At 57.0% G+C, this 12,602-nt stretch carries 17 protein-coding genes; 10 read left to right on the top strand and 7 right to left on the bottom strand.

Features of this window, described 5'->3' with window-relative positions; genetic code table 11:
• The first annotated feature begins 2 nt into the window (after positions 1-2).
• From WB402_RS08140 to WB402_RS08115, 6 genes are all read left to right on the top strand, one after another.
• Positions 3-164 (top strand): VPLPA-CTERM sorting domain-containing protein, encoded by a 162-nt coding sequence (locus WB402_RS08140; RefSeq protein WP_424206737.1) that lies wholly within the window; start codon positions 3-5, stop codon positions 162-164.
• A gap of 81 nt (positions 165-245) precedes the next feature.
• A complete protein-coding gene (locus WB402_RS08135; protein WP_424206731.1) occupies positions 246-959 on the top strand; it encodes a TSUP family transporter in 714 nt (237 codons plus the stop codon).
• A 41-nt stretch (positions 960-1,000) separates the two neighbouring features.
• Positions 1,001-1,675: a Fe2+-dependent dioxygenase gene (locus WB402_RS08130; protein WP_424206729.1), complete on the top strand. Its 675-nt coding sequence runs from the start codon at positions 1,001-1,003 to the stop codon at positions 1,673-1,675.
• A 17-nt stretch (positions 1,676-1,692) separates the two neighbouring features.
• A complete protein-coding gene (gene msrB, locus WB402_RS08125) occupies positions 1,693-2,088 on the top strand; it encodes a peptide-methionine (R)-S-oxide reductase MsrB (protein ID WP_424206727.1) in 396 nt (131 codons plus the stop codon).
• A 149-nt stretch (positions 2,089-2,237) separates the two neighbouring features.
• A complete protein-coding gene (locus WB402_RS08120; RefSeq protein ID WP_424206725.1) occupies positions 2,238-2,801 on the top strand; it encodes a TIGR00645 family protein in 564 nt (187 codons plus the stop codon).
• 156 nt (positions 2,802-2,957) lie between these two features.
• Positions 2,958-3,572, top strand: coding sequence for a class I SAM-dependent methyltransferase (locus WB402_RS08115; protein WP_424206723.1), 615 nt, complete (start codon positions 2,958-2,960; stop codon positions 3,570-3,572).
• 20 nt (positions 3,573-3,592) lie between these two features.
• Here WB402_RS08115 and WB402_RS08110 read toward each other — a convergent pair whose 3' ends face one another.
• From WB402_RS08110 to WB402_RS08080, 7 genes are all read right to left on the bottom strand, one after another.
• On the bottom strand, positions 3,593-4,840 hold the full coding sequence (locus tag WB402_RS08110) for a nitronate monooxygenase (protein ID WP_424206721.1): 1,248 nt from the start codon (positions 4,838-4,840) through the stop codon (positions 3,593-3,595).
• 89 nt (positions 4,841-4,929) lie between these two features.
• On the bottom strand, positions 4,930-5,778 hold the full coding sequence (locus tag WB402_RS08105) for a sulfurtransferase (RefSeq protein ID WP_424206719.1): 849 nt from the start codon (positions 5,776-5,778) through the stop codon (positions 4,930-4,932).
• A 92-nt stretch (positions 5,779-5,870) separates the two neighbouring features.
• Positions 5,871-6,209, bottom strand: coding sequence for a TusE/DsrC/DsvC family sulfur relay protein (locus WB402_RS08100; protein ID WP_424206717.1), 339 nt, complete (start codon positions 6,207-6,209; stop codon positions 5,871-5,873).
• Positions 6,210-6,292: 83 nt separating this feature from the next.
• Positions 6,293-6,976, bottom strand: a complete 684-nt coding sequence (gene cas6 / locus WB402_RS08095; protein WP_424206715.1) for a type I-MYXAN CRISPR-associated protein Cas6/Cmx6 — start codon at positions 6,974-6,976, stop codon at positions 6,293-6,295.
• An 82-nt stretch (positions 6,977-7,058) separates the two neighbouring features.
• Positions 7,059-7,766 (bottom strand): hypothetical protein, encoded by a 708-nt coding sequence (locus WB402_RS08090; protein WP_424206713.1) that lies wholly within the window; start codon positions 7,764-7,766, stop codon positions 7,059-7,061.
• 86 nt (positions 7,767-7,852) lie between these two features.
• Positions 7,853-8,050, bottom strand: coding sequence for a sulfur relay protein DsrC (locus WB402_RS08085; protein WP_424206711.1), 198 nt, complete (start codon positions 8,048-8,050; stop codon positions 7,853-7,855).
• A gap of 4 nt (positions 8,051-8,054) precedes the next feature.
• On the bottom strand, positions 8,055-8,993 hold the full coding sequence (locus WB402_RS08080) for a TauD/TfdA family dioxygenase (protein ID WP_424206709.1): 939 nt from the start codon (positions 8,991-8,993) through the stop codon (positions 8,055-8,057).
• Positions 8,994-9,578: 585 nt separating this feature from the next.
• On the opposite strand from WB402_RS08080, the gene dsrA reads away from it, so the two are divergent.
• The 4 genes from dsrA to WB402_RS08060 form a co-directional block, all read left to right on the top strand.
• Positions 9,579-10,802, top strand: coding sequence for a dissimilatory-type sulfite reductase subunit alpha (gene dsrA / locus WB402_RS08075; protein WP_424206735.1), 1,224 nt, complete (start codon positions 9,579-9,581; stop codon positions 10,800-10,802).
• 56 nt (positions 10,803-10,858) lie between these two features.
• Positions 10,859-11,938 (top strand): dissimilatory-type sulfite reductase subunit beta, encoded by a 1,080-nt coding sequence (dsrB, locus tag WB402_RS08070; RefSeq protein ID WP_424206707.1) that lies wholly within the window; start codon positions 10,859-10,861, stop codon positions 11,936-11,938.
• 103 nt (positions 11,939-12,041) lie between these two features.
• Complete coding sequence (tusD, locus tag WB402_RS08065) at positions 12,042-12,401, top strand: sulfurtransferase complex subunit TusD (protein ID WP_424206733.1); 360 nt, start codon at positions 12,042-12,044, stop codon at positions 12,399-12,401.
• Positions 12,402-12,412: 11 nt separating this feature from the next.
• On the top strand, positions 12,413-12,602 hold a 190-nt coding region (locus WB402_RS08060; RefSeq protein WP_424206705.1), incomplete at its 3' end, for a DsrE family protein.

The raw sequence follows: 12,602 nt of genomic DNA, 5'->3' as shown, positions 1-12,602 counted from the left end.
GATTGGCGGACGGACATGCCTACTTTAACATTCACACGTCTATGTTCACCGGGGGAGAGATTCGGGGATTCCTGGCGCCCGTGCCGATACCGGCCGCGGCGTGGCTGTTCGGCTCGGGGTTGTTGGGACTGATCGGCGTGGCACAGCGCAAGAAAACCGCGTAACAATTCAGCAAACCGTCCGCCGCGCCGCGGCGGAAGGTTTGTGGCATAGTAGCGCCGCCAATGTTACCGCGCGGCAGCTGAATGATTTCTCTCGCCCTCCTGACGCTCGTTTGCGTCCTGACCTACACCTTTGAAATCGTGTTCGGCCTGGCCGGCACGATCCTTATGTTGCCACTCCTGAGTCATCTTTATCCACCCAAGACGCTGGTAATCTACTCGGTGCTGCCGCAGATTCTGGTCGCGGTCATCGGGCTGGTGCGCTCCCCCGTGAAGATCGACATAAAATTCATGGCCGGCATGCTGTTCTTCGCAGGGCTCGGTGCCATCGTGGGCTTCACGCTCTTCTACTACTTCTCGGCCACGGCGTTTCAGGTGCTGCTTGCCTCGGCTATTACCGCCGCGGGGCTGTTTCTGGTGATCGCACCGCACCGGGCGAAGTTCAATCCGGCCGGCATGCGGGTTATGGACACGCTCGCGGGAACCTCGCAGGCGCTGTTCGGCATCAGCGGGCCTATCGCCATGACGCGGCTGCTCGCGACCTTCCACGAAAAGAACACGGTACGCCACTACGCATTCGCGTTCTTCCTCGCCATGAACGGTCTGCGTGCGACTGAATACGCCATCCACGGCACCTACACTGCGGAAATCCTGGAGATGATGGTGATCAGCGCGCCGTTTCTCGCCGTCACGCTCTGGTTCAGCAACCAGTTGCACTTGCACATCAATGAGCGTGTCTTCCGACGCGTGGTGGCCTGGATGATCCTGCTCGGCGGCATGTCGCTTTTTTACCGCTAAGGCCTGCCCTATAATTCCGGCAAATCCATCAGGATCAGATCATGCTGCTTCACATCCCTTCCGTGCTGGCCCTTGGCCAACTGGACACGGTCAGGAAAATGCTCGCCAGCGCCAGTTTCGTCGACGGGAAACTTTCCGCCGGCGCCGCGGCTAAACGCGTCAAGCACAACGAAGAACTGGACAAGCGCGCGCAGCAGATGGACATGCTGAACAATATCGTCATGAGCAGCCTGATACAGCATCCGGTTTATCGCAGCGGCACTTTGCCGCTGCACGTGGCCGCTCCTTATTATGCGCGCTACACAACGGGCATGTCCTATGGCGACCATCTGGACGATCCCATCATGGGCACCGACGGGGTTCTTTATCGTTCGGATATTGCCATCACCATCTTTCTGAATGAACCGGAAAATTACGGCGGCGGAGAGCTGGTCATACGCACGTCTTTCGGCACCAACGAAGTCAAGCTGCCGGCGGGCGATGCCGTGATGTACCCTTCTTCCAGCCTGCATCATGTGAATGAAGTCACGCGCGGGGAGAGGCTGGTGGCCGTCACCTGGGTACAGAGCCTGGTGCGCGACCCGGCGCGTCGCGAGCTGTTGTATGAATTGCATCAGGCGCGTGAGAAGCTGCTGAAGATTTCACCGGAGGCGGAGGAAACCGCCCAGGTCAACACCGCCTACATGAATCTGATCCGCATGTGGGGCGACATCTAGACCACGGAGACGCTGCCATGAAATACAAGGTCTACAAAAAAGACGAGGAATGGAGAAAAATCCTCTCGCCGGAGCAATTCAAGGTCACGCGCCAGAAAGGCACCGAGCCCGCGTTCACCGGCCGGTATCACGATTGCAAGGACAAGGGCGTTTACCAGTGCGTCTGCTGCGGGGCGGAACTGTTCAGTTCCGACACCAAGTTCGATTCCGGCACCGGCTGGCCCAGTTTCCACTCCTCGATGAAATCCGAGAACGTCGCGGAGCAGGAAGACATCAGTTTTTTCATGAAACGCACTGAGGTGCATTGCAGCCAGTGCGGCGCGCATCTCGGGCATGTCTTTCCCGATGGGCCGCAACCGACCGGCTTGCGCTATTGCATCAACTCTGCCTCGCTGAAGCTGGAAAAAAAATAGACAGAATTTATAAAAGAAACAAGGATTCAATTCTGGTCGCCGAATAATCCAGTTTGTACCAATACAGGCATCGGTGTCTTGATTGTTTCGCCAATACCGCCATAATGCCGCTCAGCCAAATCCCGCACCGATTAGTCAATATTTCTAATATGAAAAGAACCGAGCATGCATTGGAAGTCATCATATTCAACAGCCGCTGGCTGCTGGCGCCGTTTTATCTGGGCCTGGTGATTTCCATCGCCCTGCTTCTGGTGAAATTCGGCCAGGACTTCTTTCACATGCTGCCGACCATCTTCTCCATGAGCGAAAGCGCGGTCATCCTCGCTATCCTGACGCTGGTGGACATGTCGTTGGTCTCCAATCTGCTGCTCATCATTATCTTCAGTGGTTATGAAAACTTCGTCTCCAAGATCGATACCGCCGGCCACGAGGACCGGCCAAGCTGGATGGGCAAGGTGGATTTCTCGGGGCTCAAGGTAAAGCTCATCGCCTCGATCGTGGCGATCTCCGCCATCGAACTCTTGAAGGCATTTGTGAATGTCTCCAACATCGGCGTTGGCACCGATGCGGGTACCTGGACGGTGGCAGACAAGCAGCTGGCGTGGAAGGTCGGCATCCATACCGTGCTGATCATATCCGGGGTGCTGTTCGCGCTCATGGACCGTATCGCCGAGGGCACCAAAACCCATCACACCGACAAAAAGCACAGTTAATAAAAACGCGCCGGTTACGATGGCGTCACCACCCACGCACGGCTACAGCGGTCTCGCCTGCCCGGGACCACAATCCCATTTGATCCAGGTCATTTCACGCAGACGCTCGCGCGCCCAAGATATCCCGCATACACCCACCGGATATCCAGAGACGGGATGAATCGAAAAAATCATTGGGACAGCGTCTACGCCAGCAAAAAACCGGGCGAGGTCAGCTGGTATCAGACCCATCTCGAAAAATCACGGGAACTGATCCGTGCCACCGGCGTTGGTCATGACGCCGAAATCATCGACGTCGGCGGCGGTGCCTCCACCCTGGTCGACGATCTTCTCGACGACGGATTCAAACATGTCACGGTCATGGATATTTCGCCCACCGCCATCCAGTCCGCGCAGGCACGGCTGGGCGCCCGCGCCCGGGAAGTCGTCTGGCTGGAGGCTGACGCCGCGCACAAATCCCTGCCGGCACATCACTACGATGTCTGGCACGACCGCGCGGTGTTTCATTTTCTGACGGATGCCGCAGACCGGCGCCGTTATGTCGACAACGTCGGCCATGTGCTCAAGTCGGGCGGGCATGTCATCGTCGCAACGTTCGGGCCCCACGGACCGCTTAAGTGCAGCGGACTGAATATCGTCCGCTACACCTCCGAACAGCTACACGCCGAGTTTGGTGAAAACTTCGAACTGCTCCTCAGCGCCGTCGAGGACCATGTAACGCCGGGCGGAAAGCACCAGGAATTTGTCTACTGCTACTGCCGGAAACGCTGAACGGGACTGGCTCGATTCGGTTACGCGGGGGGCAAGGCAATCTGGTGTTCAGTGTTGTACAGGTAATCCTTGAACACATGTTCCGCCGTCAGTAACTGATAACTTCCATCCGCGAGACGGCGTGAGGTGTCCTTGAGCCGGTAGGTATAGTGCCCGCAGGTCCAGCAGTCGAAGTTGCGCATGTGGGTGCACAGACAAGTTTTGTCCATGACCGAGATATTTTCCTCGTCCGGATGTTTGTCCAGCTCGCGGTTGTAGGCCTCGATGTAGGCGCAGTTGCCGTTGCCGTCGAGCAGATAGCCGTAGGCCTCGCAGTTGGGACGAATGCCGGCGCCGATCGCCGGACTGTTCTTCAGCATGCGCATGGGGTAGCCCGTGGGCGAGATCAGGTTGACCTCGATATCCTCCTCGTTGGCCCTGAAGTACTCCTGCTTCACCTTGTCCGGCAGACCGCACTCCTTGGTGATGGTGAAGCGTGTCGCCACCTGCACCGCCGCCGCGCCCGCTTCGAGGAACTCCACGGCATCGGTGCCGGTGAAGATACCGCCCGCCGGAATGAGCGGAATATTCAGGTTTTCCTGTTTGAGATACCGGTGAATCTCGTCGACGATGGTCTTGAGATCGTACTGCACCCAGTCCATGCCGAAGCCGAGGTGTCCGCCGGCCAGCGGGCCCTCCACGATGATGTAATCCGGGAGGCGGTTGAGGCGCGCACTCTTGCGCAGGAACAGCGTCAGGGCGCGCAGCGACGAAACAATGATGCCGAATTTCACGTCGCGAAAGCGCGGATGGTCTTCGATCAACGCGAGCGACCCCAGATGCAGACCCGCGCTCAGCGTGATGCCGTCGATACCGCCGTCCATCGCGGCGGACAGGCGCACACGCAACGTGTCGCGCGGGCTGCCCATCGTGAGCTTTTCCATGGTGTTGATGAAGATCAGGCCGTCGCCTTTCTTCGCTTCCATAGTCCGACCCACGTGCATCTTGGTCGCCTCGGCCAGTCGCACGAGATCGAACTGCACCACCGACTTGTCGCGGTTGGCGACGTTGTATTTGTACTTCTTCTGTTTTTCCTTCACAAAACCGGTTTTGAAACGCCGGTCGGAAACAGTGGGGACCATGGCGTCCGAGATGTGGCCGATGCCGCCGAGTCGTGCCGCGACCAGCGACAGTTCCGCGGTGGAAATATCGACACCCATCCCGCCGGTCATGATGGGGATCAGTTCCTTCTTGCCGAGGCGTAACCGGAAATCGTCAACTCGTTTCATCGTTCGTAACCGACTCCACGGCATGAAATTAATAATATAATGACAGGATTAAAGCATTAATCTCCATTTCAAAAATCCTGTAATCCTGTTTATTCACCTTTTGCCACCGGACGGTTGGCGTCCGTGATCCACTCGCTCCAGCTGCCGGCGTACAATTTCGAACCCGCCAGCCCGGCGTGTTCCATCGCCAGAATGTTGTGGCAGGCGGTCACACCCGAGCCGCACATCTGCACAACCTTGTCAGGCGCGACATGGTTCAGCGCGGACAGGTAAAGTTCGCGCAGTGCTTCATCTGACATGAATTCGCCGCTAAAGTCGAGATTGTCTTCATACGGGATATTGATCGCGCCGGGAATGTGGCCGGCGACCTTGTCGAGCGGCTCGACATCGCCACGGAATCGTACATCCGCGCGCGCATCGATCAGCACACCGTCTTTCCGTGCATGCATTTGCTCCACGTAATCGGCATCCACCCACATGGCGTTGTTGATCGTTGGATGAAATTGCGTCGCCTGAATCATGGGTAATTCCGGGGTAACGGGCCGGCCTTCGCGCTGCCATTTTGGAAATCCACCGTCAAGCAACGCGACCGCTTCGTGCCCCAGCCAGCGCAACAGCCACCACAGGCGCGCCGCCATGGCACCAAAGGTATCATCGTACACCACGACCTGGCTGGATTTGTCGATGCCCCAGCGCCCGAGTTTTTCCGCCAGCACATGGGGGTAAGGAAGCGGATGGCGTCCGCTCGCCGGCGTTACCGGCGAAGACAAATCGCTTTCGAGATGAGCATAACGCGCCCCGGGGACATGTCCGGCCGCATAAGCACGCTGGCCGCCATCGGGATCGGTCAAAACAAAACGGCAATCCACGACTACCCAGCGCGGGTCGTCAAGATGCCGGGACAGCGTCTCGGTGTTGACGAGGGTGGTAAGAATCATGGATACAAGATACAGGATTCAGGCACGCATTTGAAAAGGCGCGAAGCGCGCCTCATCCAGCCCCGCAGCTTGTATCGCGATTACCTAACTCCTTAATATCCGCCCTTGCGACGTGACTCCGGAAGACCGGAAATACGACCGCCCTGCTTGCTCGGATCCTTGGGAAACAGATCGTAAACGTCTTTCTGAATGACGTTGGTGCCCCACTTGTCCGCCATGGCCTTCACGATCGTGCGGGTATTGGGCTGCTCGCCGTTATGATTGAAGTAACAATCGCGCAGATACTCGATAAGATCCCAGTGCTTCGGCGTGAGCATGATGCCCTCGTTTTGGGCAATGAACTCGGCCAGTTCCTTGCTCCAGTCTTCCGTGTTCTTCAAAAACCCGTTGGCATCGGTCTCGATGGTGTTACCGTTGAAGTCATAACTCATGATTCCCCCCGATTTTCAGAAAAAAATATGGCAAAAGTCGTTGGTTGCAATTCGAGAAGGCAGATAATACAAAGTGTCGTGTTTTAATCCAATACGGGTTTCACTTCCCTGATGTCCTTGTGCGGGATAAACAGCCCGCAACCCAATTTCCGATCCGTGCCGAGACCCTGTTGCTGGAGCTTCACCGACTCCTCGACGGCGAGATCCGCCAACATCAGGCTGCGCGCGCGAATCACCCGATCCGGTGTGGCAATGACATGTTCCATGCCACAAAGCATTTTATTGGGGTACACGCCCATTTTATGGAAGAGCGTCATGGCCTCCTGCAGAAAAATCGCCTCATCCGTGCCTTCGCGCGTCACGATGTAACGTGAAAAAAGCGTGGTAATCGTGCTGAGCGGCCTGACAACCGACTTTTCCACGCGCAAGTGCTTGCCGTGAATATCGAGCGTCTGACCCATCAGCTTGCCGGCGTCTTCGATGCGGTGCTTCGGCAAGCGCAACGTCAGCTTGGTGCGACGAGAAAGGTGCAGCAGGGCGTTGGGATCATCCGGACGCATCCAGCCATTGCCGGAGTCCGCGACGTGTATCGTGTGCAGGCCGGCGCTTTCCTCCTCCGCAAACCAAGGCAAGGCCCGCTGAATCGCCTGCGACAAGGCATAGGCATGGTCGACCGGCAACGCGCGGCAGTCGATACTGTAGACAACGTCCACGATGTCGTCGGGGACGGTGTAGCGTTGGTTTTCCTTGGTTTCTTGCCAGTACATTTATGTGTTAACTCAAAAAAATCGACACGATTAATATCAAAGATACTTTAGATTTTAATCCTGTTAATCCGTTAACCCTAATCTATTGAACAGGCAACTTCGCCCGGATCGCGTCGCGATCGATCCACCACTCATCCTGCACCAACACGTCAACGACATTGCGCAGCCGCGGGAGAAACTTCGCGGGGTCCTCAAGTTCGAGCTTCTTGAACCATTGGCTGAAGGCACCCTGATCTTTCACATCGCTGTGCCGCCGCGCCACCGTGGCCAGGAGCTGATTGGTATAAAACATCAGGTCCTCGCGCACGCGGCCTTCGGCGCGCAGGTCGACGATATAATGCGCCACCGTCGCGGCCACGGCCGCGCCATCGGAATCCGGCGGGGTCTCGTCGACCACGTGCTGTAGCATCGCGACTGTCAATTCCGGATCCATCGGGAAGGTCACCGCCAGCCAGATGCCCTGCCCCAGCGCCGCCAGCGATTCCGGCTGTTCGGACAGGAACATGATATCGCAGGCCTGGACCGCACCTTCCCAGGCCTCGCGGTCAATATAGACGTCGAATGCCTCGCGGCCGGCTTCCCAGGCATCCTGCTTGTTTTCCAGCCGGATGAGCGTGCGGCCGATTTGCAACAGCAAGTCGGCGCGCGCGATCGGATCATAATTGGGAGGCAGCTCCAGCATCTGGCGCCTGAATTCCTGGAGTTGGGCTTCCAGCAGTATGCTGGATTCAGCGACGTCCTCGCCGCTGTCGGCATCGCCCACGGACGGATCTTCTTTCAGGTATTTCATTTGAATATTCTCATTTGCCGCAGAAATCAAAGAAAACTCAGAGAGGTATTCTCCAGCAGCGTGCCTTTGTGCTTGTGGCCGACAAACTATCTGGTCACGGAGTGAATGCCGACGAAAGCCCCTTCCAACCGGTCTTCCCAGTTGGCGGGCGTATCCGGATACGGCGGTTTTACATCGATCTTGAAGAACATCTCCGACTGCGCGCGAGACTGTACCACTTCGAGCAACTGTTCGAACGTTTCGATATTGTGGTGCTGCAGAAGCACTTCGCTCAGATAAAGCATGATGTCAGCCGCTTAGCTCGTTCAAGTTCGTGCCGCGAATTCGATCATAATAACGCGCACGGTATACCAGTCTAGCGATTCCTTTGTCCATATCGTCCGTGAATTCCGTGCGGCTGTGCAACACATTGTTGCATATCAGACCCTGTCCCGGCGCCAGCCGGTGGTGAAAAACATATGGCGATTCACCGGCGAGCAGATTTTCCAGAAAGCGCACAGCATCTTGTGTCATCGCGTCCTGCTTCCACACGATGGAACGCGTGCGCGCGGTGTAACGCATGTGCAGATTTCCCGCGATGTCCACCGAGAATACCGGTCCGGTCGAGGCGGCTCGCGTTTCTTCTCCCGATTCGGTATTGGCCGGGATGGTCATCGCCTCCGGCGCCATCAATGCCTGGATGTAATCCGGATTGGCGTCGCGCAGCAGGATATATACGATCTCATGATCCAGCAGGCTGTTTTCCCCGCCTTCAGCCGCGGGCGAAACGCAGTGCAACACGAACGCGCGGATGTATGACTCGGGATTGTTGTAATAACCATCCGTGTGCCACAACAGGCGGCGGTTGGAATACGGGATATAGCCACGCTGCGACTTGCCCGGCACCACCTGCAGCGACGTGATGCCGTCGTCGTCGGCGAGCAGGTTGTTATCCAGTCGCTGTAACCCGAAACGTTCGCCGAGCGCACGCGGAATCGTCTTGTCTTCCACACCGCCCGCCTGGCAGGCATAAATGGCCATGTTGGTTTTCCGGCAGACGCGCAAGATGGCGCCGGCCTCGGCCTCGGTCAGGGCGCGCGGATCTCCGACTTCCACGATCAACGACTCCGCCGTCTCGGGATAGGCACGCAGTTTCTGCTCGCGCCAGCGGCGGTAAGCGTCCTTATCCTGCAAGGAAAATGGGTTCGCTCCTGTCATCGTGAGCGTGGCCGTGGCGGGATGACTCAATGTGGTTCTCTCATGATTTGCGTGCTTGTCTGTATAAATGGGCATCCTGTGCTGATTTACAACCAATAACCAGTTCCTGATTTCTACCGGACACATCGGGGAAATTTGGCTCGCCCCGGCCAGTGGCGAAGCGGTAGTCTATGTGAAACATTTAGTATTTTGAATCAAATAGTTGTATTATCTGCGCCCCATAGACAGAGTCATACTCACTATTAATATATCCCTTTCGGGAGGGATGTCGTGGTTTTTGACTCTCTCTTACGAGTGATTCTTTTATTGTGGCTCCCGATTAAACTCAGCCACCGCAAAGCTGCAATTAGATATCTGCCTGTGTAGAGAATATTGCGGTTTCGATGAGGTGAGTTGAACACTCCGGAACTAAACGGGAGACATGCAATGCTACGCATGAGTGCAGAGAAGCGGTCTTTCACCGCGAAAGAGACGTTGCCGGAAGACCGGAATATACATCAATACTACGTGCAGGAGACAGCTTAAATGGCCCAGAACCAACCAAAGAATCCGGAAAAACATTCGACGTACGTTCCGAAAGAGAAAAAATCCACCAAGCCGTTTCACAAGACACCCATGCTGGATCAGCTGGAAAGCGGCCCGTGGCCCAGCTTCGTGACCGGACTGAAACGTCTGGCGCACGACAACAACATGATGGTCGACTTGCTCGGCCAGCTGGAACACTCCTACACCACCCGCAAAGGTTACTGGAAAGGCGGCACGGTTTCCGTGTTCGGTTACGGTGGCGGCATCATTCCCCGGTTCACTGAGCTGATGGGCAACGATGGCAAAGCCATGTTCCCCGAAGCCAAAGAATTCCACACCCTGCGCGTTCAGCCACCCGCCGGCAATCATTACACCACCAAGATGCTGCGTCAGTTATCCGACTCCTGGAAGAAATGGGGCTCGGGCCTGATTGCCTTCCACGGTCAGACCGGCAACATCATGTTCATCGGCACCACGTCCGAGAATACACAGCACTTCTTCGACGAAATCAACGAGTACGGATGGGATCTCGGCGGCGCCGGCCCGTGCGTGCGCACTGCGATGTCCTGCGTGGGCGCGGCCCGCTGCGAACAGTCCTGCGCCAACGAGCAGAAAATTCACCGTACCCTGGTGAACAACTTCATCGACGACATGCACCGCCCGGCCCTGCCTTACAAGTTCAAGTTCAAGGTCTCCGGCTGTCCGAACGACTGCATGAACTCGATCCAGCGCGCCGACTTCTCCGTCATCGGCACCTGGCGTGACGACATGAAGGTCGACCAGAAGGAAGTCAAAGCGTTCGTCAAGAGCAAGAGCCGCAAATATGTCATCGATAACGTCGTGAACCGCTGTCCGACCAAGGCGCTGTCATTGAATGACGACGACACACTCGACGTGGACAACCGCAACTGCGTGCGCTGCATGCACTGCATCAACGTCATGACCAAGGCGCTCAAGCCCGGCGACGACAAGGGCATCACCCTGCTCATCGGTGGCAAGCGCACGTTGAAGATCGGCGACACCTTCGGCACCGTCATCGTTCCGTTCATGAAGCTGGATACCGACGAGGATTACGAGAAGATCCGCGAGATCGCCGCCAACACCATCGACTTCTGGGCGGAGAATGGCCTGGAGCACGAGCGTTGCGGAGAGATGATCGAGCGCATCGGCCTCGTGAACTTCCTGGAAGGCATCGGCATTGATGTCGATCCGAACATGATCACGCAACCACGCACCAGCTCCTACGTGCGTCTGGACGAGTGGGATCAGGAAGCCGAGAAATGGAAGAACCGCAAGCAACAGGCGGCTAGCTGATCCATACCTGTCAAGATATTAACGCACGTCGAACAAACATTTTGGAGAACTGACCAATGGCAGAAGCACCAAAAATGCGCACCCCGATCGAGAGCGGGTGCCCGGATGCGTTTCAGTACATGCATCCCCTGATGATCAAGAACTACGGGAACTGGGCCTATCACGATCGTCCACGTCCGGGCGTACTGCATCACGTCGCCAAGAGCGGCGACGAGATCTGGACGGTGCGCGTTGGAACTCAGCGCCAACTGGGTCCGTATGAGATTGGTCTGCTGTGCGACATCATCGACAAGCTCGGCGAAGGTTATGTTCGCTTCACCATCCGCTCCAACATGGAGATCATGGTTTCCAGCGCCGAGAAAGTCGGGCCGCTCATCAAGGCCTTCGAGGAAGCGGGATACCCGGTCGGCGGCACCGGCAACTCGGTGACGATGATATCCCATACCCAGGGCTGGCTGCACTGCGATATCCCGGGCACCGACGCCTCGGGCGTGGTGAAGGCGCTGATGGATGACCTCCACGAAGAGTTCATCAAAGAAGACATGCCGAACCGCGTGCACATCACGACCTCCTGCTGCCAGATCAACTGTGGCGGCCAGGGCGACATCGCCATCAATGTACAACACACCAAGCCGCCCAAGATTAATCACGATCTGGTGGCCAACGTGTGCGAGCGCCCCTCCGTCGTGGCGCGCTGCCCGGTGGCGGCGATCCGTCCGGCCATCGTCAACGGCAAACCGTCGCTGGAAGTCGATGAAAAGAAGTGCATCTGCTGCGGCGCATGCTTCCCGCCCTGCCCGCCCATGCAGATCAACGATCCGGAGCATTCCAAACTCGCCATCTGGGTCGGTGGCAAGAACTCCAATGCGCGTTCCAAGCCGATGTTCCACAAGCTCGTGGCCGCGGGTGTTCCCAACAATCCGCCGCGCTGGCCCGAAGCCGGTGCCATCGTCAAGAAAATTCTGCGCGTGTACAAGGAAGACGCCAAGGACTGGGAACGCGTGGGCGACTGGGTGGACCGCATCGGTTGGCCGAGATTTTTCGAACTCACGGACCTGCCGTTCACCAAGTTTCATATCGACAACTGGCGCGGCTCGCGTGCGAGCCTGAATGCCTCGGCGCATATCCGTTTCTAAAATTCGTCAAAAAAAAATCCAAGCTGCAACCGGCGCCTGGCTATTCCGGCGCCGGTCCCTAACCAAGGTCGACGGGGATTGATAGAGATCAAGGGGAGCGATGATGAAGTTAGGTATTTTGGTTAACGAAGGCCCATACACGCATCAAGCGTCGGACACGGCGTACCTGTTCGCCAAGGCGGCGATCGAGAAGGGACACAAGATTCACCGTGTGTTCTTCTATCACGACGGAGTCTACAACTCGAGCCGGCTCACCGAGCCGCCGCAGGATGATCGTCATATCGTCAACCGCTGGCAGAAGCTGGGAAAAGACCATCACATCGATCTGGTGGTCTGCGTCGCCGCGGCGCTGCGTCGTGGCATCAAGGATGAAAATCTGCTGGAAGGATTTCGCATTTCCGGTCTGGGACAACTGGTCGAATCGGGCATCCAGTCGGATCGCCTAGTCGTGTTTGGCGATTAATGGGAGGCGCAATGTCCGAAGCAACCGGCGGTATAGATATGGAAGAAGACTCCAGCGGCAAGATAAAGAAGTTCCTGTACGTCAACCGCAAAGCGCCGTATGGCACGATTTACGCGCTGGAATCGCTGGAAGTCGTGTTGATCTCGGCGGCATTTGACCAGGACGTGAGCCTCGCCTTCCTGGATGACGGCGTGTATCAAC

The sequence above is a fragment of the Sulfuricaulis sp. genome, from assembly GCF_049587675.1.
Lineage (GTDB): Bacteria > Pseudomonadota > Gammaproteobacteria > Acidiferrobacterales > Sulfurifustaceae > Sulfuricaulis.
This window is presented reverse-complemented; position numbering and strand designations above follow the sequence as displayed.